The 21,843-nt window shown below is 47.9% G+C and carries 17 protein-coding genes and 1 other RNA gene; 8 read left to right on the top strand and 10 right to left on the bottom strand.

The genetic code is table 11. The features are described from left to right. Positions 1 to 30 precede the first annotated feature (30 nt). The 6 genes from dnaA to rnpB form a co-directional block, all read right to left on the bottom strand. The gene (dnaA, locus tag C8R34_RS04855; RefSeq protein ID WP_110338374.1) at positions 31 to 1,404 is read right to left on the bottom strand and encodes a chromosomal replication initiator protein DnaA; all 1,374 of its coding nucleotides are present in this window, start codon (positions 1,402 to 1,404) and stop codon (positions 31 to 33) included. A gap of 68 nt (positions 1,405 to 1,472) precedes the next feature. Next, positions 1,473 to 2,303, bottom strand: a complete 831-nt coding sequence (gene panC, locus C8R34_RS04850; RefSeq protein WP_110338372.1) for a pantoate--beta-alanine ligase — start codon at positions 2,301 to 2,303, stop codon at positions 1,473 to 1,475. Between the two features lie 14 nt (positions 2,304 to 2,317). Beyond that, the gene (gene panB / locus C8R34_RS04845; RefSeq protein WP_110338371.1) at positions 2,318 to 3,109 is read right to left on the bottom strand and encodes a 3-methyl-2-oxobutanoate hydroxymethyltransferase; all 792 of its coding nucleotides are present in this window, start codon (positions 3,107 to 3,109) and stop codon (positions 2,318 to 2,320) included. Between the two features lie 24 nt (positions 3,110 to 3,133). Next, a complete protein-coding gene (gene folK, locus C8R34_RS04840; RefSeq protein WP_110338369.1) occupies positions 3,134 to 3,631 on the bottom strand; it encodes a 2-amino-4-hydroxy-6-hydroxymethyldihydropteridine diphosphokinase in 498 nt (165 codons plus the stop codon). Positions 3,632 to 3,643: 12 nt separating this feature from the next. Continuing rightward, positions 3,644 to 5,032, bottom strand: a complete 1,389-nt coding sequence (gene pcnB, locus C8R34_RS04835; RefSeq protein WP_110338367.1) for a polynucleotide adenylyltransferase PcnB — start codon at positions 5,030 to 5,032, stop codon at positions 3,644 to 3,646. A gap of 102 nt (positions 5,033 to 5,134) precedes the next feature. Continuing rightward, an RNA gene (gene rnpB, locus C8R34_RS04830) (RNase P RNA component class A) lies at positions 5,135 to 5,435 on the bottom strand. Between the two features lie 257 nt (positions 5,436 to 5,692). Here rnpB and C8R34_RS04825 point away from each other — a divergent pair. Beyond that, the gene (locus C8R34_RS04825) at positions 5,693 to 9,037 is read left to right on the top strand and encodes a mechanosensitive ion channel domain-containing protein (RefSeq protein WP_258364362.1); all 3,345 of its coding nucleotides are present in this window, start codon (positions 5,693 to 5,695) and stop codon (positions 9,035 to 9,037) included. Between the two features lie 47 nt (positions 9,038 to 9,084). Here C8R34_RS04825 and C8R34_RS04820 read toward each other — a convergent pair whose 3' ends face one another. Together C8R34_RS04820 and C8R34_RS04815 are read right to left on the bottom strand one after the other, a co-directional pair. After that, positions 9,085 to 10,434 carry a TolC family outer membrane protein gene (locus C8R34_RS04820; RefSeq protein WP_110338363.1) on the bottom strand — a complete coding sequence of 450 codons (1,350 nt, stop codon included), beginning with the start codon at positions 10,432 to 10,434 and terminating at the stop codon, positions 9,085 to 9,087. An 88-nt stretch (positions 10,435 to 10,522) separates the two neighbouring features. Continuing rightward, positions 10,523 to 11,176, bottom strand: a complete 654-nt coding sequence (locus C8R34_RS04815; RefSeq protein WP_110338361.1) for a protein-L-isoaspartate O-methyltransferase — start codon at positions 11,174 to 11,176, stop codon at positions 10,523 to 10,525. Positions 11,177 to 11,543: 367 nt separating this feature from the next. Between C8R34_RS04815 and thiC the strand changes: the two genes are divergently transcribed. From thiC to C8R34_RS04785, 6 genes are all read left to right on the top strand, one after another. After that, complete coding sequence (gene thiC / locus C8R34_RS04810) at positions 11,544 to 13,439, top strand: phosphomethylpyrimidine synthase ThiC (protein ID WP_110338359.1); 1,896 nt, start codon at positions 11,544 to 11,546, stop codon at positions 13,437 to 13,439. A 47-nt stretch (positions 13,440 to 13,486) separates the two neighbouring features. Further along, positions 13,487 to 14,311, top strand: coding sequence for an undecaprenyl-diphosphate phosphatase (locus C8R34_RS04805; RefSeq protein WP_110338357.1), 825 nt, complete (start codon positions 13,487 to 13,489; stop codon positions 14,309 to 14,311). Positions 14,312 to 14,603: 292 nt separating this feature from the next. Next, a complete protein-coding gene (locus tag C8R34_RS04800) occupies positions 14,604 to 15,464 on the top strand; it encodes a hypothetical protein (protein ID WP_132467069.1) in 861 nt (286 codons plus the stop codon). 189 nt (positions 15,465 to 15,653) lie between these two features. Next, a complete protein-coding gene (locus C8R34_RS04795) occupies positions 15,654 to 17,078 on the top strand; it encodes a glutamate--cysteine ligase (protein ID WP_110338353.1) in 1,425 nt (474 codons plus the stop codon). A gap of 2 nt (positions 17,079 to 17,080) precedes the next feature. Continuing rightward, positions 17,081 to 18,100: a M14 family metallopeptidase gene (locus tag C8R34_RS04790; protein ID WP_110338351.1), complete on the top strand. Its 1,020-nt coding sequence runs from the start codon at positions 17,081 to 17,083 to the stop codon at positions 18,098 to 18,100. Between the two features lie 214 nt (positions 18,101 to 18,314). After that, a complete protein-coding gene (locus tag C8R34_RS04785) occupies positions 18,315 to 19,646 on the top strand; it encodes a calcium-binding protein (RefSeq protein WP_110338349.1) in 1,332 nt (443 codons plus the stop codon). A 245-nt stretch (positions 19,647 to 19,891) separates the two neighbouring features. On the opposite strand, the gene C8R34_RS04780 is transcribed toward C8R34_RS04785, so the two are convergent. Then, complete coding sequence (locus C8R34_RS04780) at positions 19,892 to 20,344, bottom strand: rhodanese-like domain-containing protein (protein ID WP_110338347.1); 453 nt, start codon at positions 20,342 to 20,344, stop codon at positions 19,892 to 19,894. A gap of 103 nt (positions 20,345 to 20,447) precedes the next feature. On the opposite strand from C8R34_RS04780, the gene C8R34_RS04775 reads away from it, so the two are divergent. Continuing rightward, positions 20,448 to 21,179, top strand: a complete 732-nt coding sequence (locus tag C8R34_RS04775) for a pseudouridine synthase (RefSeq protein WP_110338345.1) — start codon at positions 20,448 to 20,450, stop codon at positions 21,177 to 21,179. A gap of 18 nt (positions 21,180 to 21,197) precedes the next feature. On the opposite strand, the gene C8R34_RS04770 is transcribed toward C8R34_RS04775, so the two are convergent. Beyond that, positions 21,198 to 21,830 carry a deoxynucleoside kinase gene (locus C8R34_RS04770; protein WP_181415476.1) on the bottom strand — a complete coding sequence of 211 codons (633 nt, stop codon included), beginning with the start codon at positions 21,828 to 21,830 and terminating at the stop codon, positions 21,198 to 21,200. Between the last annotated feature and the right edge of the window lie 13 nt (positions 21,831 to 21,843).

Below are 21,843 nucleotides of genomic sequence, written 5' to 3'. Positions count from 1 at the left end.
CAACTGCTTCGAAAGCGTTTTTTCAACTACTTAACCTCTTAAAATCATAATCAGTGCATTAAAATCGCGGCTCACAGTAGGATCGGAAACGCGTAATTCGTTAATTTTCCGGTAACCGTGAAGTACAGTCGTATGATCTCTTCCGCCAAAGGCTTCGCCGATATCCGGCAAGCTCAGAGCAGTCAGCTCTTTGGCAATTGCCATTGCCATTTGCCGAGGTCTTGCGACAATGCGTGTGCGTTTTTTTGAATACATCTCCGATACTTTGATTTTGTAATAATCAGCGACGGTTTTCTGGATGTTCTCAATCGATATTTGACGGCTCTGTACAGCCAGTAAATCCTTTAATGCTTCTTTGGCCAAATCGAGTGTTATTTCCTGGCCGACAAAGCGTGAGAAAGCCAGTATCCGTTTTAATGCGCCTTCCAGTTCGCGTACATTCGAGCGGATATGCTTGGCAATAAAGAAAGCGACATTTTCGTCCAGTCGGATTTTTTCCTGCTCGGCTTTTTTTAATAGAATCGCAACACGCATTTCCAGTTCAGGCGGTTCTATGGCTACGGTTAGCCCCCAGCCAAATCGTGATACCAGTCGCTCTTCCAATCCGGAAATTTCTTTTGGATAGGTATCGCAGGTGATGATGACTTGCTTGTGCGTTTCTATGAGTGCATTGAAAGCATAAAAGAACTCTTCTTGGGTGCGATTTTTTCCGCCGAAAAACTGCACGTCATCAACTAATAAGAGGTCCAGTGAGTGATAATAAAATTTAAATTTATCAAAAGCTTTGTGCTGATAAGCACTCACGACATCGGAAACGTATTTTTCCGCATGCACATAGCGGATTTTCGCACTTTTGTTATTATCATGCACGTAATTACCAATTGCCTGGATCAAATGGGTTTTTCCTAATCCTACACCACCATAGATAAAAAGCGGGTTGTAAGCAATTCCAGGCGATTCTGCAACTTGGATAGCGCCTGCCCGAGCCAGTTGGTTGGCTTTTCCCGTAACAAAATTATCAAATGTAAAACTGGGATTCAGGCGGCTAGTATTTTTCTTTGACGGTGGATATGCCGTACTCGATATAGGTTTCGGTTCATTGGGTATAGGTACTGGCGCTGGGTCGGTTGGCGTATTTTTAACTTCAGGTTGATCTGCAAGCTTTAGGTGAAACTGGATTTTTTTAGCAAAATATCCTTGTGCCATTACTTCTATATGAGTAATAAAGTTATCTTTTACCCATTGTGAGACGAAACGGTTCGGGGCGATGAGTACGACTTCACTGTCGCTATTGAGCGTTGGATCGATTTGTAGTGGCTTGATCCAAGTATTAAATTGTTGTGCGTTAAGTTCTTTTCTGAAATGATCCAGGCAAGATAACCAGAAGGTGTTGAGTGATTGCATAATTTTTTGTTCTTTATCTGTCTGGTTTTAAAGGCAACAACAGTGCAATGTTAGCGTACAAAAAATATTTAATCGGTTATTTCCATATTGTCGATTAACCGTGTTTTATCCAACCAAGCCGCACCTAATATTACTAGGTCATTATCGTCGCTATGCGCAGGTAGCAACGAACTGCGTTTTTGGATTCGAATGTAATCAACTTTCCATCCGCGTTTCACAAGATTTTTAGTAGCGTTTTCTTGTAGTACCGGAAAATCTTTGCGGCCGGAAATAATTTCTTGCTTAAGCTGTAGTAGCGTTTGATACAGATTGCAGGCTTCCAATCGTTGCGCTTTATTTAGATATTGATTACGAGAACTTAACGCCAATCCATCGGGTGCGCGAACAGTTTCGCCGGCAATAATCTCAACTGGCAAATTCAATTGCCGTACCATTTCACGTACGATATGCAATTGCTGGTAATCTTTTTTACCGAATACAGCGAGACTGGGTTGAATGATATTGAATAATTTCAATACGATTGTTGCAACACCACGAAAAAATCCCGGACGAAATTCTCCTTCTAACGTATCTGCTACAGATGGTAATGCTAACAAGAATTCTTGTTGTGTTGGGAAAAGAATTTCTTCATTCGGTGCAAAAAGGGTATTGACATTTAGCTCGGCAAGCAATTTGCAATCATTGTCAAAAGTGCGCGGGTAACAGTCGAAATCTTCGTGTGGCAGAAACTGTAGCCGATTGACAAAGATACTGGCAACCACGCAGTCGGATAGCTGTTTTGCTTGTTTGATCAACGCGAGATGACCCGCATGCAAATTTCCCATGGTGGGTACAAAAGCGATACGTTGTTTATTGCTGAGGCTATTACGTAGCGCAATGATGTCGGTAAATGTTTTCACACAATGACAATTAATTAAAATTCATGTTCCTGGCCTGGAAATTGGCCTGTTTTAACAGCAGCCACATAGCTTGCAACGGCTTCCTGAATGCTATTAGCGCCTGCCATAAAATCTTTAACGAAACGGGGTTTTTTACCTGGATACAATCCTAGCATATCGTGTAGCACGAGAACCTGAGCGGAACAATCAACACCTGCGCCGATTCCGATAGTGGGTATTGTAAGCGCGTGAGTAATCTTTTTAGCCAGTTTTGCTGGTACAACTTCCATGACCAGCAGGCTTGCTCCTGCTTTTTCCAGTTTTTTTGCATCATCGAGCAATTGCTTGGCTGATTTTTCCGAATTACCTTGTAGTTTATAGCCACCTAGTTGGTGAACTGACTGCGGTGTCAGGCCAATATGAGCGCACACAGGGATACCTCGGCGGGTCATAAATTCAACAGTATCCGCCATGATGTGCCCACCTTCAATTTTGACCATATGCGCGCCCGCAGCAATAATTCTGACCGCATTCTCGAAAGCCTGTTCAGGTGAAACCTGGTAGCTGCCGAAAGGCATGTCGGCGATGATAAATGCCTTGCTGGCGCCGCGCGCAACACACCGGGTATGATAAATCATATCGTCCAGTGTCACGGCTAACGTGGTGTTTTCTCCGTGCAACACATTTCCCAACGAATCGCCCACCAGCAAAACATCCACCCCTGCGTTTTCCAGTATGCCTGCAAAAATCGCGTCATAACAGGTCAGAACCGTGAATTTTTCGTTGTTATCAACTATTCTTTGCAGTGTGGCGAGAGTGGTTCTCATGTGGTGTTTTAATTATTTATCTTGTTAAATTGCTTTAATTTGTTTTAACTGTTGCCCATTGCACGTTGCAAGCAGTGGGGCGATATGACCATGTCCCGGAATATGACAGTCCGGGGCGATTTCCATCAGCGGTTTCAGGACAAATGCGCGTTGTAGCATACGTGGATGCGGTAAAGTCAATTTCTCATCATGACATTGCAGATCATCGTACAGCAGAATGTCGAGATCCAATGTACGCGGTGCATTCAAAGATTCGCGTACACGTCCATGGTTTTGCTCGATAGCCAGCAATGCATTGAGCAGATCATGCGGTGCCAGACAAGTTTTAATGAGTGCCACTGCATTGATGAAATCTGGCTGGTCCAGGCGCCCGACTGGCGCGCTTTGATAAAGTGAAGATTGTTTCATCAAACATGTACCGGGAAGTTGTTTTAATTCTTCAAATGCCTGTTGTATCTGGGAAATCGGGTTTTCCAGGTTACTGCCCAAAGCGATGAATGCCTGGCTTGGTTGTTTATTCATAGAAAGACTAGATCAACCGTGATCGTTTTTGATTGAATTTTCCGCAACCAAGGCGGGATTGGGTGAAGCTTTTTTGCGCCTGCGCCGTCTTTTGCCTTTTTTTTCTGAAGGCTGGCTGGATAACATTTTTTCGCGCTGGTTGTGGTCTGCTGATAGAAAGGTTTTCCACCATTCGCCCAATTCCATGTTCAGCTCACCACTTTCGCAGCGCAACAGCATGAAATCATAAGCAGCGCGAAAACGCGGGTGGGTAAGTAAACGAAAGGGTTTCTGTCCGGCACGAGCCTCAAAACGCGGCTGCATCGTCCAAATTTCTTGGATAATTGCATCAAAGCGACGCGGAATAGCCAGCTTTTTATGCTGTATCGAAAGAATTTGATCAATTGCTGTAAATAAAGCGGGCAAAGGTTTTTCCCCGGAAGCTTGGAGAGAATTCCAGTTTGATAGCACTTCGTGCCATAACAGTATGGCAAACAAGAATCCTGGTGAAACCGGTTTATTTTCTCTGATCCGCTCATCGGTATTTTTCAGCGCAATGGTGACGAAACGTTCACCCAATGGTTGTTCCAGTATGACATCGAGCATGGGCAGAAGCCCATGATGCAAACCGCGTGCGCGTAAATCAACAACGCAAGACAGCGCATGCCCCGATAATAGTAGTTTCAACATTTCATCAAACAAACGGGACGGCGGAACATTTTGCAATAATGGTGCCAAATCGCCAATGGGCTTGGCGGTTTCCGCTGCAATTTGCAAATCCAGTTTTGACGCCAAGCGCACGGCGCGTAACAGGCGCACGGGATCTTCCCGGTAACGTTGTATCGGATCTCCGATGATGCGTAGTTTTTTGGCTTTGATATCTTCATAGCCATTCAAGTAATCTAGAATTTCTTCTTTGGCAGGATCATAAAACAGTGCATTGACCGTGAAATCACGGCGCATGGCATCTTCTTCCTGACTACCGAAAACATTGTCGTGTAGTAGGCGGCCGTGCGCATCGGTCAACTGGATCGACGTAGAATCGTCATCCTCATTCGATGAAGGGCCACGAAAAGTTGATACTTCCACGGTTTCAGCGCCACACATGACATGAACCAGGCGAAAGCGCCGCCCGATGATGCGTGACCGGCGGAAAATACTGCGTACTTCTTCAGGTGTCGCATTGGTTGCAATGTCGAAATCCTTGGGGGTCAATCCCAGTAGCAGATCACGCACCGCGCCGCCGACAATGTAAGCTGAAAATCCGGCTTGCTGTATTTGGGTGGTTATTTTTAATGCACAAGGGGCGATTAAGTTACGCCGAATACCGTGACGTTTACAGGGAATAACGCTCAGCTTTGCGATCGACTCAGAAGCCGGCGCTTTGCGGCTGAATACCTTGCGGAGAAATTTACGGATCATTTCGAATTATTGAAAGCATTCAGTACGAGTTATACGCCGGTATCCATTTTGCATGATGTTTGCGCGATCAACTTGGGCTATATAGTTCATCAAATTATTATCAGTTGAAGTTGGCCGATAAGCCGGGTTCTGTCGTGGACAGTCATTCCTCTAGATGCACAGTTACCTGTACATTCCTGCAACCTACCCGCAAGCTCTGCGAGCAACATCATCGCTTGCCTATTTGGTCTTGCTCCGGATGGAGGTTACCGCGTTTCACCGTAACTGAATACGCTCGTCTCTGTGGCCCTATTCCTCACCTCACGGTGGACGGTCGTTAACCGTCATCCTGCTCTGCGGAGCCCGGACTTTCCTCCCCCTGTATTCAAGAAGAATCGCAGGCGGCGACTGTCTGGCCAACTTCGCCGGTTATTCTATCACTTGCAAAAATGATCGGTTGGGGAAATAATCAACCAATGATTTTGAATCTGCCTACAAAAAGGCTTGATGCAATCCTTATCCGTTAATTCGGTATTTATAGTAGGTATGGCGCTCAACCAATACATTTTTCCGGTTTTGGATGATTGCCGTACCTCTTCACCAAGACTATTGACATCTATGTTGTTAAAACCTGTGTTCAGTTTCAAATCGCTTTTTTTCGTGTTTTTGTGCAGCGCATTAGTGTTGCTGTTCTGGTTGCCCGGCAATGCGTACTCACAAAAGCAGTCATCGGCCTACAAAGCTATCGATAATGCACGCGCAGCGGTCAATCGCAGCAAGATGGATGAAGCTCAGCGGAAGGCAGCCATTGAGCAACTTGATGCTGCACGTGCCGATGAGCGCGAAGCGGAAGCGCTGAGTGAGCAATTAACAACGTTGCGTGCGGAAGCTGCCGATCAACCTGTGCGGATGGAACGTTTGAATAAAGCATTGGCAACAGACCGTGAGCGGGAATTACTCGAATGGTCCAAGCGCTTACCGACTGACGCTGATGGTGAAACACTGGAGCAGATCCTGGAGCAGGAACGCACGACCATCACAGATCTGCGCGCACAGATCGGGGTCGCCGGTGCAGATTTGGCCCAGATGCTATCGCGCCCGGTTCAGGCAACCGATGAAATCGCCGCATTGTACCGCCGCAACGAAGAATTAGCAGCGCCGCTCGTGGTTCAAGATGGTGAACCTGCTGCATTATTTGATGCGCGGCGCTTGCGCCGCAGCAGCGAGCAGCACCGTTTGCAAGCAATGTTGGAACTGCGTCTTGCTGAGCAGGATACTGCCACGCAACGTCAGAGTTTGCATGAATTTACGTTGCGCGAGTTGCGCTATCGCCTGGGATTGCACGAGAAACGCGTGGAACAGTTACAGCAGCTCATTACCAATCGTGCCCGGCATGAACTGGAGGCGCTGAGCGAACAATTAATCAAACGCGAACAAGAATTGGCTGGAGATGCTTTTGTACTCAAATCCGCTGCTGTTGCGAATCGTGCCATGGGTGCGGAGTTGATACAACAAAATGAGTATTTGGCGCGGGATCGCACCGCTTTGGCCAGTATCGAACAAGCTAGTGAGCACGTTACCGTGACCTTGCGCGATAGCCGCACCCGGCTTGACATTGGTGGAACCAGTGAACGCGTTGGTCGCTGGTTGTGGAGTGAGCGGCGTCAATTGGAGGCGCCCGCTCGCCTTGAGATGCGTCTGGAATTGATTCATAACGATCTGGCGGATTTGCGGCTAGAACGGATAATGCTCAATGAACAACAACGCAGCCTGCTGGATATGGGCGCCATTGCCCGAACGTTAGTTAAGGCACATCCGCAAGCGGATGAGGGGGGGCGCAGCAATGAAAATATTCAGGACTTGTTGTTGCCTTTGCTGCATAAACGTACCGAGTTGTTGGCGTTGCTCGAGTCTTTGCTGCAACGACGTGTTGCGGCGCTGGAAAAAAGTGAACAGGCTTTGCAGCAACAGATCCAAAATGCTCAGGAATTGCAGCAGATGCTGGATCGTTATTTGCTATGGATTCCCAGCCATGGTGTGGTCAATGGTGGTTGGCTGCAGCGTTTGCCGGATGGATTGGATGATTTGATCAAACCGTCGCGTTTCACTACGTTAATAAAGCTGAGTACGCAAAACTTTTATCAGCAACCCATGCCTTGGTTAGGTAGCTTGCTGCTCATACTGGTTTTATTGGAACTTCGGCGTCGCGCCCCGGCACATATCGAGGCCCTGGCGGTTAATACCTACGATATTCGTAAAGACAACTATCAATCAACCCTCAAAGCAGTGGGATGGACCCTGTTGGCCGCGTTACCCGGCCCTGTTACGCTAGTCTTGCTGGGAAACCTACTACAAGGTGTCGGCAATCTTGGACGATTCAGTCACTCTTTTGGTCAGGCCTGTGTGTCACTGGCGTTACCGCTATTGACAGTGCAGCTGCTGCGTTGGATCAGTATGGAGCGTGGCTTGGGGCACGCACATTTCCGTTGGACCCGGCAGCGCCGTACCGCATTGTACGATTGGCTACCGAGGATCGCTGCGATCGTGCTGCCGCTATACTTTGTCGGTTCGCTGGCATTTATCCGCAGGCTGGATCTCACTATCGATGTGCAGGCGCGTATGGCGATCGTACTAAGTTGTGTGGTGCTGGCGTGGGCTCTCTGGGTGCTGCTGGATGTCGGCCGGCTCTGGGTTATTCGAGGTGTAAACAGCGAACCGTCGGTTTTGCGTAAGTTATTGCGTGTGCTGCTGCCCGCATTCCTGCTGGCCGTCGCGATATTGGCGTTGACAGGCTATATTTATTCTGCAGGCATGATACTACGGTCGCTATTCGCCAGTTTTAGCGTGATTGTCATGACTACCATTGGACTGGGGCTGTTGGCACGCTGGTTTTTACTCGGAGAGCGGCGTTTAATGCTGCACCGCATGGATGAAAGTCGCTTGGCGGCAGAGAATGCCGCTGAAGAATCTGGGGAGGTATTGAAGCCGGAAGAGAACATCACGCTGGAACAAGTCAATACCCAGACCCGAAGGTTGCTGCGCGCATTACGGTTAAGTTTGCTGGTATTGGGTTTGATTTGGGTTTGGGCCGCCATACTACCCGCCATCACGCGTCTGGACGAAATTGCACTATGGCATATCAACGATATTGACGTTGATGGCGCCAAGATCCTGCAACCCGTCACACTGATGGCAGTATTGTCGGGTGTCTTTGCACTGCTGCTGACAACAGTTGGCGCCAGAAACCTGCCTGGACTGATCGAGATCAGCCTGTTGTCGCATATTCGTATCGATGCTGCGTCACGGTATGCCATCACCAGCGTGTTGCGTTACGCGATCGTGATTGGCGGTACCTTGGTGGGATTGAGTTTTCTGGGCATGCGCTGGTCGCAGTTACAATGGATGGCTGCTGCCTTGACAGTCGGACTTGGATTTGGCTTACAGGAAATCTTTGCCAACTTTGTATCCGGCATTATTGTGTTGTTTGAGCGACCGTTCCGGGTCGGTGATGTGATTACAGTCGGCGATCTTTCCGGTCGGGTTACCCGTATTCGTACACGAGCGACTACAGTTCTTGATCCGGATAATAAGGAAATTGTAATTCCCAATAAAACTTTTATTACGGGTCAACTGATCAACTGGACATTGACGGATGCAACCACCCGTGTTGTCATTAAGGTAGGTGTTGCTTACGGAACAGATGTTGATAAAGTCCGGAACTTGCTATTGCAAGTTGCCAGAGAAGATGAACGAGTGCTGGCAGAGCCGGAACCAACAAGCTTGTTCCTTGCTTTTGGTGCAAGTTCTCTTGATTTTGAGCTGCGTGTTTTTGTTGGCGCTTTAAATCACCGATTGGAAGTTCAGGATGCTCTCAACGCGCGAATCGCTGTACTATTTGCTGAATATAATATTGATATTGCTTTTCCTCAGCTTGATCTGCATGTGCGGGATTTGCCCTCTGAATTGGTTCGAAACCAGACATCTGCAGCGATAAAGAATGAACAGGCGAAGACAAACCAGTCTTAGTAAGAAATTGTCTAAGAAACAATTAATCGTTGTTGAAAGACTGTCAATTACTTGATGAGCATTGCATTAATTTGCGTCAGCGTATCCTCGTCCAGCTCACCGGCCTCCGCGCTCAGGCGCAATCTGGCCATTAGGTAGCTGTGGTAGGCCTTGGCCAGATCGCGCTTGGCGGCATACAGTTGCTGCTGGGCATTGAGCACATCGACTTCGGTTCTAACCCCGACTTTCTGTCCGAGAATGGTCGAATCCAATTGGCTTTGGCTGGAAACCAAGGCTTGTTTAAGCGCGTTGACCTGTGCAATGCCGTTGGTTACGTTCAGATACTGCTGACGCGTTTGTATGGTGATGTTGCGCCGAGTGTTTTCCAGATCGTGCAATGCCATATTTTGCAGCGCCATCGCCTCGCGTACTTGGGATTGCACTGAAAAGCCCTGAAATAAGGGCACATTGAGCTGTAAACCGATGGATTGAGAGGTGAGATCGATCCCGCGTCCGGTAATCGCAGCGCCGACGCCGATTTGATTGCTGTATTGTGCGACCAGATCCAAGGTCGGGTAATGTTGCGCCCAGATTCTCTTTACGTTTTGATGTGCGGATTCATAGGCCGCTTGCTGGGTTTTAAGCGAAAAGTTTTTTTCTTCGGCTACACGCACCCATTCATCCATGCTGCTATATTTTAAATTAGCTAGGTTACCGGCAATTTCCCTGGCGCCGAAGAGATTCTCCGGGAGGCGGTCAATAATGCCTTGCAAAGTGCGTTTTTTGATTTCCAATGTATTGCGCGCGGCGATTTCCTGCGACAGCGTCAAGTCATGACGCGCTTGCGCTTCATTGGTATCGACGATGGTTGAAACGCCTACTTCAAAGTTACGCTTGGCTTGCGCGAGCTGAATCAGAATGGCTTTTTTCTGCGCTTCGTTGACTTCGACATCGATTTGCGCGTCCAGTACGTCGAAATAAGCTTGCGCTACGCGCAAAATGAGGTCTTGCCCGGCAGTGATGAATTGTGACTCAGCTTTGCTGACTTCGATTTTTGCTTGCTGATAAATGACGATATTTTGCATGCGGAAAATCGGCTGCGTTGCCGAGATCGTGATACCGCCACTGTGAATGATATTGGAGCCGGGATTGGTGGCCTGTCCGGTTGTCGAATTGAGAACTTTGCCGACATCAACTTCCTGTATTTGGCGCGTGCCAGACAAGGTGATGTTCGGTAAAAAACCGGCCTTGCCTTGCGGTATTTTCTCCTGAGCCGCTTCATAAGCAGCTCGCGCAGACTTGAACTGGGCGTCTTGTGCTAGCGCTTCCTGATAGATATTCATCAGGTCGGCGGCTTGCAGCGCGGCATGCGATAGCATCCCGATACAGGCAGCCAAAACGAATGGCATAAATTTCATAGTGATTTCCGGCAATTGTCCGGAGCCGTTGATATTTCAGCTATAGGTTGATTGCTGTAACAAATGACACGCGGGCTTGCTTGAATGCTCAAAAGATAAACCTTATCGGTTGCTGCGCATTGATCAGGGGCGCCGTGCTGGTTTCAAATAACTGAGTGGTGGTGAATTCACCAGGTGCTATGCAGGTGATCAATAACGCTTCCATCACCGGGTCTTCGCCGACAATTGCAAACAAACGTCCGCCAGGATTCAGGCTGTTTTGAAAAGCAGCCGGTAAAATCGGGGTCGATGCAGTCAATACAATCACGTCATAAGGTTCATGATTGGTCCAGCCACGCGCCGCATCACCTTGTTCGAGGGTGACGTTGGTGATGTTATGCGTTTTCAGATTGTTTTCCGCCATTGCTTTCAGTTCAGGAATGATTTCAACGCTGTATACATGTGCACCGCTGTCAGCCAGCAATGCCGTCATGTAGCCGCTGCCGCTTCCGACTTCAAGAATTTTGTCCGTTTTCTTGACGTGAAGTTCCTGTAGAATGCGCGCCTCCATTTTCGGGGTCAGCATCACTTGGCCGTGACCAAGCGGAATTTCCATATCGACAAAAGCCATGGCTTTATTTTCCGCTGGCACGAATTCTTCGCGTTTTACTTTATACAGTAAATCCAGCACATTATCGTCCAAGACATACCAAGTGCGAATTTGCTGCGCAACCATATTAAACCGGGTTTCTTCAAGATTCATTTCTAGATCCGTATTGTTAATCGAGGTAAGACTTGCAATTATTTCACATTTCCATTAGCTTCACAGCATCAGCTAGGGGTCCGTTTTCAGAATCGAATGTTCTGAGAGAATTGGGTGCCTCTAAAAACCCAGAATTTTAAACCAAGCAAGGTAAGAGCAAAAATGTTGACGTCGCTCGCTAGCGTATAGCTGATAGGTGAGGAAACATTGTTTGCGGGTAACGTGCATTGTAACGAAGTTTGGGTTTTTAGAGGCACCTAATCGGTGAGATAGTCCCTTATTTACCTGACGCGGATAATGCCGCCGTAGGGAAGCTGGGATTTATCCTCCCGCTCTTTATGGCATTTACTTAAGGAGCAATACTATTATGAGTATTACAGTTTTAAACCAAAAAAATTTTTCCAGCGCCACAGCACAAGTCGATGAAGCAGCCATAAAACCACTGCCCAATTCACGCAAAATCTATGTACAAGGGGCGCGCACCGATATTCAGGTGCCTATGCGGGAAATTTCCCAAAGTGACACCGCCGCCAGCATGGGTGCGGAGAAAAACCCGCCGATCTGGGTCTACGATACTTCCGGCCCGTATAGTGATCCGGCCATAAAGATTGATATTCGCTCGGGACTACCTGCATTGCGCGAAAAATGGATTGTCGAGCGTAATGATACCGAAATATTATCCAGCCACAATTCTGCATACAGCCAAGCGCGCTTGCAAGATCCCAAATTGGCGGATATGCGCTTTAACCTTCAGCGGCAGCCACGTCGCAGCAAAACCGGATTGAATGTCACCCAGATGCATTACGCGCGCCGCGGCATCATTACGCCGGAAATGGAATATATTGCCATTCGTGAGAACCAGCGTGTCGAAGCGCTCAGTGGTCAACATCACGAATTACTGACGCGCCAGCATGCCGGACAGGATTTCGGTGCATCGCTGCCGAAAATGATTACCCCGGAATTTGTACGTGATGAAGTAGCACGTGGGCGCGCCATCATTCCGGCCAATATCAATCATCCCGAATCCGAACCGATGATTATCGGGCGCAATTTTCTGGTGAAAATCAACGCCAATATCGGCAATTCAGCTTTGGGTTCAAGTATTCAGGAAGAAGTGGAAAAAATGACCTGGGCGATTCGCTGGGGCGGCGACACGGTGATGGATCTGTCTACCGGCAAGAACATTCACGAAACGCGCGAATGGATCATCCGCAACAGTCCGGTGCCAATCGGTACGGTGCCAATTTATCAGGCGTTGGAAAAAGTCGACGGCAAATCGGAAGATTTAACCTGGGAAATTTTCCGTGATACGTTGATCGAGCAGGCCGAACAAGGTGTCGATTACTTTACCATCCATGCCGGTGTGCGATTGGCGTATGTGCCGATGACGGCGAAACGCATGACCGGTATCGTGTCGCGCGGTGGTTCGATCATGGCAAAATGGTGCCTAGCGCATCACAAGGAAAGTTTTCTGTATACGCATTTCGAAGAAATTTGCGAGATCATGAAAGCGTATGATGTCAGTTTTTCGCTCGGCGATGGTTTGCGCCCCGGTTCTATTTATGACGCCAACGATGAAGCACAATTTGCCGAACTGAAAACGTTGGGTGAATTAACCAAGGTAGCCTGGAAACATGATGTGCAAACCATGATCGAAGGGCCCGGCCATGTGCCGATGCACCTGATCAAGGAAAATATGGATTTGCAGTTAAAGTATTGCGATGAAGCGCCTTTTTATACGCTCGGCCCGCTGACGACAGACATTGCTCCTGGTTATGATCACATCACTTCCGCCATTGGCGCTGCGATGATCGGTTGGTATGGCACGGCGATGTTGTGTTATGTGACACCGAAGGAACATCTGGGTTTGCCGGACAAGGATGACGTCAAGGATGGCATCATTACCTACAAAATCGCCGCACATGCCGCGGATCTGGCGAAAGGCCATCCCGGCGCGCAGATTCGTGATAATGCCTTATCCAAAGCGCGTTTTGAATTCCGCTGGGAAGATCAATTCAATCTCAGTCTGGATCCTGATAAAGCGCAGCAATTCCATGACGAAACCTTGCCGCAGGATGGTGCAAAAGTAGCGCACTTCTGCTCGATGTGCGGCCCGCATTTTTGCTCCATGAAAATCACCCAGGACGTGCGGGAATATGCAGCCAATCAAGGTGTTGCTGAAGATGAAGCCTTAAAACTGGGAATGGCGCAAAAATCGGCGGAATTCAAGGAAAAGGGCGCGGAAATTTACAGCAAACTGTAAGGCTGGTCCAAAATTATCAATTTTATTAAAGTATAGCAACAACGTGTATGGATATTATTTTATTGTTTAAGGCTTTGATCCTGGGCGTTGTTGAAGGATTGACCGAGTTTCTACCGGTTTCCTCCACCGGTCATTTGATTCTGGTCGGTGATCTGCTCGATTTCAACGATGAACGTGGCATGGTTTTTACCATCGCAATTCAATTGGGTGCAATTCTGGCCGTGTGCTGGGAATATCGCAGCAAGATTGCCGAAGTCATTCGAGGCATCGGTACCGACTCGGCAGCCAATCGCTTTGTGATCAATTTGCTGATAGCCTTTTTACCGGCCGCCATCATGGGGTTGCTGTTTATTAAAACCATCAAATTCTATCTGTTTCATCCGATTCCGGTCGCGCTGGCTTTGATTATTGGTGGCTTCCTGATTTTATGGGCAGAACGCAGAGAACATGTGATTGAAGTCGAGCAAGTCGACGACATGGATTGGAAACACGCGCTGAAAGTCGGCTTGGCGCAGTGTCTGGCGCTGATTCCAGGCACCTCGCGCTCGGGCGCCACGATTATCGGTGGTTTGTTTTTTGGCCTGTCGCGCAAAGCCGCCACCGAGTTTTCATTTTTCCTGGCGATTCCCATTATGTTTGCCGCCACCTTCTATGATGTCTACAAACACCGCGAGTTTTTGGAATGGAATGATCTGGGCATGTTCGCAGTAGGTTTTATCGCCGCTTTCCTGAGCGCACTGCTGGCGGTGCGTGGCCTAATACGCTTTATCAGCAGCCATGACTTTACCGTATTTGCCTGGTATCGCATCGTATTCGGCTTCATTATTCTGGCAACGGCTTATACCGGTGTTATTGCTTGGTCGGAGGCATGAGTAATATTCAAGTCTGAGAACTACAAATCCGCGTTACCTGTCAAAGGATCGTACCGGCACTGAATTAATTTTAATCTCTACGGGTTCAATTCCCCGCTGCTTGCGGCGGGGTGCTTTATTTGTGAATGGCATATACTTAATTGACCATTTCTTAAAAATTTTCGTATTACCGCGAGAGAGGTGTGGTTCTGTATTTAAACTTGCAATTCCCCGTGGTCTTGCCACGGGGTCGTTTATTACAAACAATAAAGGAGAAATAACGTGGTCAACCATCAACCATCAACCATCAACCATGAATAGAGTGTCGATTTCAGAAATGTTATGCGTTGGTCTTTTGGCGATATGCTTATGCTGCAATGTTGCATTCGCGCAAGAAGTTATTAAAGACTCGTACATCATTTTGTTCCAAGAGAACGCAGGATTGATTGATCCGCCTAATCCAGCAAATGCGGGCAAAGTTCCGATGGGCCAGCCGACTTCGGGGCAGAGCAAGGAAGAACTTGCTGTAACGCTGGGATTGAATGGTGAAATTGTTGCCATTCTGGAAGCCAATAATGGCATCGTCGTTAGAATGAATGAGCAGGAAGCTCAGAAATGGCGTAATGATGGACGTGTTCAGTTGGTTGAGCAAGATTTAAAAATACCAGCAGCATTTGATACCGCGCTTGAGGATCAAGGCAATTATCCGGCCTATCGCGACGGCACATTGACTGTGCCTCGTGTCGATACCGATGAGCAAGTGGGAATTTTCCAAGGTGGCGTGTTTCAGTATGATGCCTCGATCAATGCTTGGCGGTTACAGGATTACGAGATAGCACCGGTGGTTGATATTTTCTTGTTGGAAGAAGACAGCGTGGAAGTAATCGTCAAAGAGGCATTGCCGACTCAGGTCTTCTTGAAAGTGAAAGGCAGTTTTTCTGATCCCTGTCAGAAGATTGGCAGAATCAGTCATCGTCTGAAGGGCAATCGTTTTGAAGTGGTCATCAGTACTGTAAGCACGACTTCGCCTCTTGCTCTTTGTGCTGCTGTTGTAACGCCGTTTGAGAAAGTTATTTCGTTGCCCGTGTATGGTTTATCTGCCGGAAATTATGAATATATCGTCAATGGAAAAATTACCGGTAGCTTTGAATTGAAGAGTGACAATAATCTATAAGTTAACTTGCGATTCCCCGTGGTCTTGCCACGGGGTTGGGTTGTTTATTTAAGTTATCTGGTCGCCTCTGAAAAAGTATCAAACAACAATTAGCATCTGGGTGATTTGCAAGTGTTCGTCTATGTGTAGGCTACTTTTCATAAAGGTGTTGCTGCCAACAAACCTGAATAATTAATTCGAGAGGTCGCGATGGGCCAGGAAATCAACCAAACGCAGTTTAATGATCAGGTTTTCAAGGAATATCAGCGTCGCTTATGTGATGAAACTGAGCTATTAAGGAACCGGCTCTCGGAAGGATGTTTTTCGGGTATTGGTGAAATTGGCGGCTATGAGCTCGAATCCTGGCTGGTGGATCACAATTATTTTCCATCGCCAATCAATCAAGCGTTCCTGACGCGTCTGGACAATCCTTTTGTCGTGCACGAGCTTTCCCGTTTTAATGTTGAGCTCAACGGCGCGCCTTTGCCACTTAAAGGCAATGCCTTGTCTGCCATGTTTCATGAACTGAACCGGAATTGGCAGGAATGCCAAGACGTTGCGCACGGAATGGATAGCGTGTTGATGATGATCGGCATCTTGCCGACCGTGCGGCAATCCGATTTGTGTCTGGCGAATATGTCAGAACTTAAGCGTTACCGGGCTTTGAATGAGCAATTGCTGCAGCGGCGTTGTGGGCGGCCGCTGCATATTTGTATCGACGGTCGCGAACATTTGGACCTCAATCATTCGGATATGATGCTGGAAGCTGCTGCCACATCGTTCCAGATACATTTGCAAAGCGCACAACACAACGCCGTACGCTATTTCAATGCATCCATCATTGCAGCTGGGCCGCTAATTGCAGTGGCAGGAAATTCGCCCTTGCTATTTGATGCTGATTTGTGGGACGAAACGCGTATTCCTCTGTTTGAACAGTCGGTCGAAATTGGCGATCAACCTAATCAAGGAAATCGTCGTGTCAGTTTTGGTCAGGGTTATGCGCGCGAATCCTTGTTCGAATGTTTTGCGGAAAATCTTGCCAATCATGCGGTGCTGCTGCCCATTCTGATGGACAGTCCGCCGCAACAGTTTGCGCACCTAAGATTGCATAATGGCACTATCTGGCGCTGGGTACGGCCACTCATCGGTTTTGATCCAGACGGCACGCCGCATTTGCGCATTGAGCAGCGCGTTCTGCCTGCTGGTCCTACGATTGTTGATATGATGGCCAATACCGCCTTATTTTACGGCTTGGCGCGTTTTCTCGCCAGTATGTCTGAGGCGCCGGAATCCGCATTCAGTTTTGACAAGGCCCGCGATAATTTTTATGCAGCAGCGCGCGATGGACTCCAATCCAAGCTTATTTGGTTGGATGGCAGCACAACCGATGCCAGGAGCTTGTTACTGGAAGAAATTCTGCCGATGGCGCGGCAGGGTTTGGAATCGCTTGAAATCGATTGTGATGAAATCGATCAAAATCTCGATATCCTGGAATCCCGGATTAAAAGTGGTCAGACCGGTGCCGTGTGGCAGCGTGCTTATCGTGAGAAGTATCAATCCGACAGTCTGCATCTCGTTGCCGCTTATCTTGAGCGACAACGCAGCGGCGCACCGGTACATGAGTGGGCATTGTAAGCATGCTTACGGAGTTAGATTATCTGCCTGAAAAATTTCTGCAAGTCGAAGCCAGCGAATTGCACACGATACTGCGCGGCCCTACCCTGATTCACCTTCCCGGCAGGCGTGACGCACCGCTGTTCGTGTCGATTCTGCTGCATGGCAATGAAGATACCGGTTTGAAGGCTATGCAGGCGGTCTTGAAAAAATATCAGAATCAGTTGTTGCCGCGCGCACTGTCGCTGTATGTCGGCAACATTGAAGCAGCGCGCGCCGGTATGCGTCGCCTTGAAGGGCAATTGGATTACAACCGCGTTTGGTCATTCGATGCGGATTCAGTCATTACAGCAGAGCACCGCATGATGCAAACAGTGATCAGTATCATGGCGCAGCGCGGGGTATTTGCCAGCATCGACATTCACAACAATACCGGATTGAATCCACATTACGCCTGCGTTAATCGCCTGGATGATGCTTTCTTGCATCTTGCCACGATGTTCTCGCGCATCGTGGTGTATTTCACCGAGCCCAAAGGTGTTCAGTCAGGAGCCTTTGCGCAGCTTTGCCCGGCGGTCACATTGGAGTGTGGCAAGCCGGGTGGAATTGGCGGAGCCGAACATGCCGCTTCCTTTGTCGAAGGCGCACTGCATTTATCCGCTTTCCCGACGCATCCTGTGGCCAATCACGACCTGGAGCTTTTTCATACGGTAGCCATAGTTACGGTGCCGAATACTGTCAGCCTGAGCGTGGGAGATATCTCAACGGATTTATGCTTGATAGATAATATCGATTATTACAATTTCCGCTTACTGGAGCCCGGCACGCGTCTGGGAGTCGTAGCATTCGGCTGTAAAAGACCTTTGCAAGTTCGCAATGACGCAGGCAATGACATGAGCGATCATTATTTTGAAAACCGAGAAGGCAATCTTCTGACCAAGCAGCAGGTGATGCCAGCCATGCTGACACGCGATATCCGCATTATTCGTCAGGATTGTCTGTGCTATTTGATGGAACGTTTGGAAAGAAATTCAAGTGCTTGATAATTTCCAAAGCGATTATCAATATTCTTAACTCTACGCCCACGGCAATCCCGCCGGCTTTCCAGCCGGAGGTTTCTCCGATGGTTTTGTTCATTCCCAATTAAAATTCCCGATAGCTTACAAAAAAATAATCAGCAATATTCATACAAATTCGTTGACTGAATAATTAATAATTAACATAATATATTTTTATGATTTGTTGAGAGAGCTGAAAATGACAATTAATGCAAAGGCGACTACATTTACATTTGGAACGTCTGGAAACGACATCATCAACGCACAATATTTGCTGGGTGACTTGATTGATGGTTTGGCGGGCGACGACACGATTACGGGGCTCGATGGCAACGATACGCTGATCGGCGGTACGGGCAAAGATGCGTTATACGGTCTTGGCGGTAATGATTTGCTTGATGGCGGTTCAGGCAACGACCGGCTGCTCGGTGGCGCCGGAGATGATCTCCTTCGTCCTGATAGCGGGTTGATTGGCAATGATTATATTGACGGCGGCGATGGCATCGATACCGTTGATTATGGCTTATCAGGGGCCACTCGCGGTGTGCGTGTCGATCTGCGGATCACTACCGTACAAGATACGCGTGGTGCGGGCAAGGATACGATTATCAATGTCGAGAATATTACGGGTACCAAGTTCAACGATACGATTATCGGCTCAAATGTCGCCGATCTTCTTTCAGGCGGCGACGGTAGTGATAGCTTGAATGGCGGCGATGGTCATGACGTTATCGAAGGTGGAAGTGGTAACGATAATCTGAACGGTGGTATCGGAAATGACAGGATTGTTTCTGACAATGGAGCAATCGGAAATGATGTCGTGAATGGCGGAATTGGCATCGACACGGTTGATTATCGCAATTTAGGGGCAACTCAAGGTGTTCAGGTTGATCTGCGGTTAACTGGAGCACAAGACACGAAAGGCGCTGGAATCGATACGATTCTGAATATCGAACAAATTTATGGTTCCAACTTTAACGATACGATTATTGGCACTGACGGCGATAACTGGATGCATGCCAGCAAAGGCAGTGATAGCCTGTTTGGAAGCGATGGCAACGATTCACTGTTCAGCGACCCGGTTGATACTGCCGGTGATAGTTTGGATGGCGGGAATGGCAACGACGCGCTTCGGGGTGGTTTCGGCAATGATATGCTTACAGGTGGTGCGGGAGATGATCGCCTCACCGGGTCTTGGGGTAATGACCTGTTGTCAGGTGGAGCTGGCGCAGATGTATTTACCTTCTCGGGCGAGGTTGAATCCAAGGTCACGGCCCCCGATCAAATTCTCGATTTCGACGGCGCTGAAGATGTCATCAGCTTGCAATCTTGGCTTATAACGGCGACACGCGCTTTCATCGGTAATAGCGCGTTCACAGGGACGGGTATCACGGAAATTCGCGTAACCAGCGATGGCGTAACGCAGCTTGTCGAAGTCGATTACGATGGCAACGGCAGTGGCGATGTTGATATGGCTATCAAGGTTGTCGGCACAACGCTAGGGTTAGACGATTTTATTTTCGCGAACTAGTTTCAGGAAATTTAACAGACCGTTGAAAAACGTTTTCGAGACAGCCGATACCAGGTAAAAACAGGCAAAGAAGCGCAGTTTATGCGTAATCAATGAGCATTCTGAGCCTGTTTTTAGCGCCGTAGCGGCAACGCAGATAGGCAGCCACCTCTCTTGCACAGTTGCGATAACTGATGCCCATTGATACGGTAAATCCGGATTTTAATCTTCCGGTTTTTTGAAGCCAGTAGTAATAATACTCGCCCTCAACTCTGCACCCACGGCAATTCAGCCGCTTTCCAACCGGAAGCTTTACCGCGATGCCCCTGTTCATCTCTATCGCCTTCAAAGCCTTCAAGAATGTTATAGCAGTCGGTAAAACCGGTCTGGGTGGCCATTATCGCCGCCTGATTCGAGCGTGAACCGCTGCGACAAATAAATAGAGCGGGGGATGTTTTATCAACTTGTTTGACCAGTTGATCGAGAAAATCCGGATTGGGCTGCATGCCAGGGTATGCCCGTAATTCAATTTCTATTGCGCCCGGAATGCGCCCAACCCAATCCAATTCAGCGTGCGAACGTACATCGACCAATTGTGCTTGCGCAGATTCTTGTAAAATTCGGTAAGCCTCCATCGGGAGCAATGCACCTTTGTAAGGAAGCTCCATTTCGTCAGCGCGCTGGCGCGCTTTTTCCAGTATTGCTGCGGTCGTTTCCATAATATTACCCTTTGATAGTTATTAAAAATGATAGAGCAATTGGCTTTATAATAAGCAACTAACTTTGCATTCATCCTTTCTACTTCTCTCATTATAGCGCCTCATGGAAAAAATCCGCTTATCCAAATTGATGTCCGAACAAGGCATCTGTTCGCGCCGTGAGGCGGATCGCTATATTGAGCTGGGTTGGGTGTTTGTCGATGGCGAGCAGATTTCCGAACTGGGCACTAAAATTTATCCCACGCAGAAAATCAAATTGAACAAAGCGGCGCAAGCACAGCAAACGCAGCTGGTTACCATTTTGCTGAATAAACCGGTGGGCTATGTTTCAGGGCAGCCGGAACCGGGTTACCAACCCGCTGTGGTGCTGATCAAACCGGAAAACCAGTTTATTCCTAAGCAGTCGGTCAAGCGTTTTCAGCCCGTACATTTGAGAAATCTCGCCCCAGCCGGGCGGCTGGATATCGATTCGCAAGGTTTGCTGATTTTTACGCAGGACGGCCGGATTGCCAAGCAGTTAATCGGTGAGAATTCTACGATTGAAAAAGAATATCTGGTGCGGGTCGAGGGCGCTCTGCCGCCTGCAAAACTGGCACTGCTGAATCATGGGTTGAGTCTGGACGGTCAGGCGTTAAAATCGGCGCAGGTGAGCTGGCAAAATCAGGATCAACTGCGCTTTATCCTGCAGGAAGGTAAAAAGCGCCAGATCCGCCGCATGTGCGAACTGGTTAATCTGAGAGTGACCGGCTTGAAACGAGTGCGTATCGGCAAAGTCAAACTGGGCAATTTGCCTGAAGGTCAATGGCGCTATCTGGAGGATGGTGAGGTTTTCTGAAATAGTTGTTGGCTAATTTCAATAGATTTTTTCGTATTTGGATGTTTCCAAAGAGAGGTTGGCGCTGATTTGATCGAGTACCGATTGTTTTATGTCTTCCTCGTGCGCAAAATCAAGCAAACTGCTATTAATAACAAGTAGTTTTTTAAGATGTGCTTTTTCATTGAGAATTTTCTCTAGTTGGGTATTTATCTGTTGTAAATATTCAACGGTTATCGAATTCTCGACATCCCTTCCTCGTTCTCGAATTCGTTTTAATTCTATTTCTGGATCGCATTGAAGGTGGATAAGTAAAGTGGGCGCGCCTAGTTCTTTTTCCACTTCCCGGTAAACAGAAAGAAAAATTTCTCGTTTATCTTGCGGGAGCGTGACATGTGCATAGGCAAGATCAAGGTATATGGAGAAATCGGTTACTATGGTGTTTCCATTTTTCCTTGCTGTTTTGATTTGATGATAATGTTGCAGAAGAAACGTTATTTCTGTTTCAAAAGCTGTGCCGATGGGATCGGCATAAAAAGCGCGCCAGAAGGGATTGGCTTGAAAACTTTCCAGAATTGGGTTGACACCTAATCTTCCTAATAAATTAGCAAGGGTAGTTTTTCCTGAGGCGATACCTCCGCATAATTCAATGCGATGAGTCTGATGACTCATTGTTATGTGATTA

Origin of the sequence: Nitrosomonas sp. Nm84 (assembly GCF_003201565.1) — a bacterium.
In the GTDB taxonomy this organism is placed as follows: Bacteria; Pseudomonadota; Gammaproteobacteria; order Burkholderiales; family Nitrosomonadaceae; genus Nitrosomonas.
The sequence above is the reverse complement of the archived record's forward strand: the minus strand, read 5'-3'. Positions and strand labels throughout refer to the sequence as shown.

Coding starts and splice junctions, on each gene's coding strand:
- dnaA (WP_110338374.1), bottom strand. CDS start 1,404: ATGCAATCACTCAACACCTTCTGGTTATCTTGCCTGGATCATTTCAGA.
- panB (WP_110338371.1), bottom strand. CDS start 3,109: ATGAGAACCACTCTCGCCACACTGCAAAGAATAGTTGATAACAACGAA.
- folK (WP_110338369.1), bottom strand. CDS start 3,631: ATGAATAAACAACCAAGCCAGGCATTCATCGCTTTGGGCAGTAACCTG.
- pcnB (WP_110338367.1), bottom strand. CDS start 5,032: ATGATCCGTAAATTTCTCCGCAAGGTATTCAGCCGCAAAGCGCCGGCT.
- C8R34_RS04820 (WP_110338363.1), bottom strand. CDS start 10,434: ATGAAATTTATGCCATTCGTTTTGGCTGCCTGTATCGGGATGCTATCG.
- C8R34_RS04815 (WP_110338361.1), bottom strand. CDS start 11,176: ATGAATCTTGAAGAAACCCGGTTTAATATGGTTGCGCAGCAAATTCGC.
- thiC (WP_110338359.1), top strand. CDS start 11,544: ATGAGTATTACAGTTTTAAACCAAAAAAATTTTTCCAGCGCCACAGCA.
- C8R34_RS04805 (WP_110338357.1), top strand. CDS start 13,487: ATGGATATTATTTTATTGTTTAAGGCTTTGATCCTGGGCGTTGTTGAA.
- C8R34_RS04800 (WP_132467069.1), top strand. CDS start 14,604: ATGAATAGAGTGTCGATTTCAGAAATGTTATGCGTTGGTCTTTTGGCG.
- C8R34_RS04795 (WP_110338353.1), top strand. CDS start 15,654: ATGGGCCAGGAAATCAACCAAACGCAGTTTAATGATCAGGTTTTCAAG.
- C8R34_RS04790 (WP_110338351.1), top strand. CDS start 17,081: ATGCTTACGGAGTTAGATTATCTGCCTGAAAAATTTCTGCAAGTCGAA.
- C8R34_RS04785 (WP_110338349.1), top strand. CDS start 18,315: ATGACAATTAATGCAAAGGCGACTACATTTACATTTGGAACGTCTGGA.
- C8R34_RS04780 (WP_110338347.1), bottom strand. CDS start 20,344: ATGGAAACGACCGCAGCAATACTGGAAAAAGCGCGCCAGCGCGCTGAC.
- C8R34_RS04775 (WP_110338345.1), top strand. CDS start 20,448: ATGGAAAAAATCCGCTTATCCAAATTGATGTCCGAACAAGGCATCTGT.
- C8R34_RS04770 (WP_181415476.1), bottom strand. CDS start 21,830: ATGAGTCATCAGACTCATCGCATTGAATTATGCGGAGGTATCGCCTCA.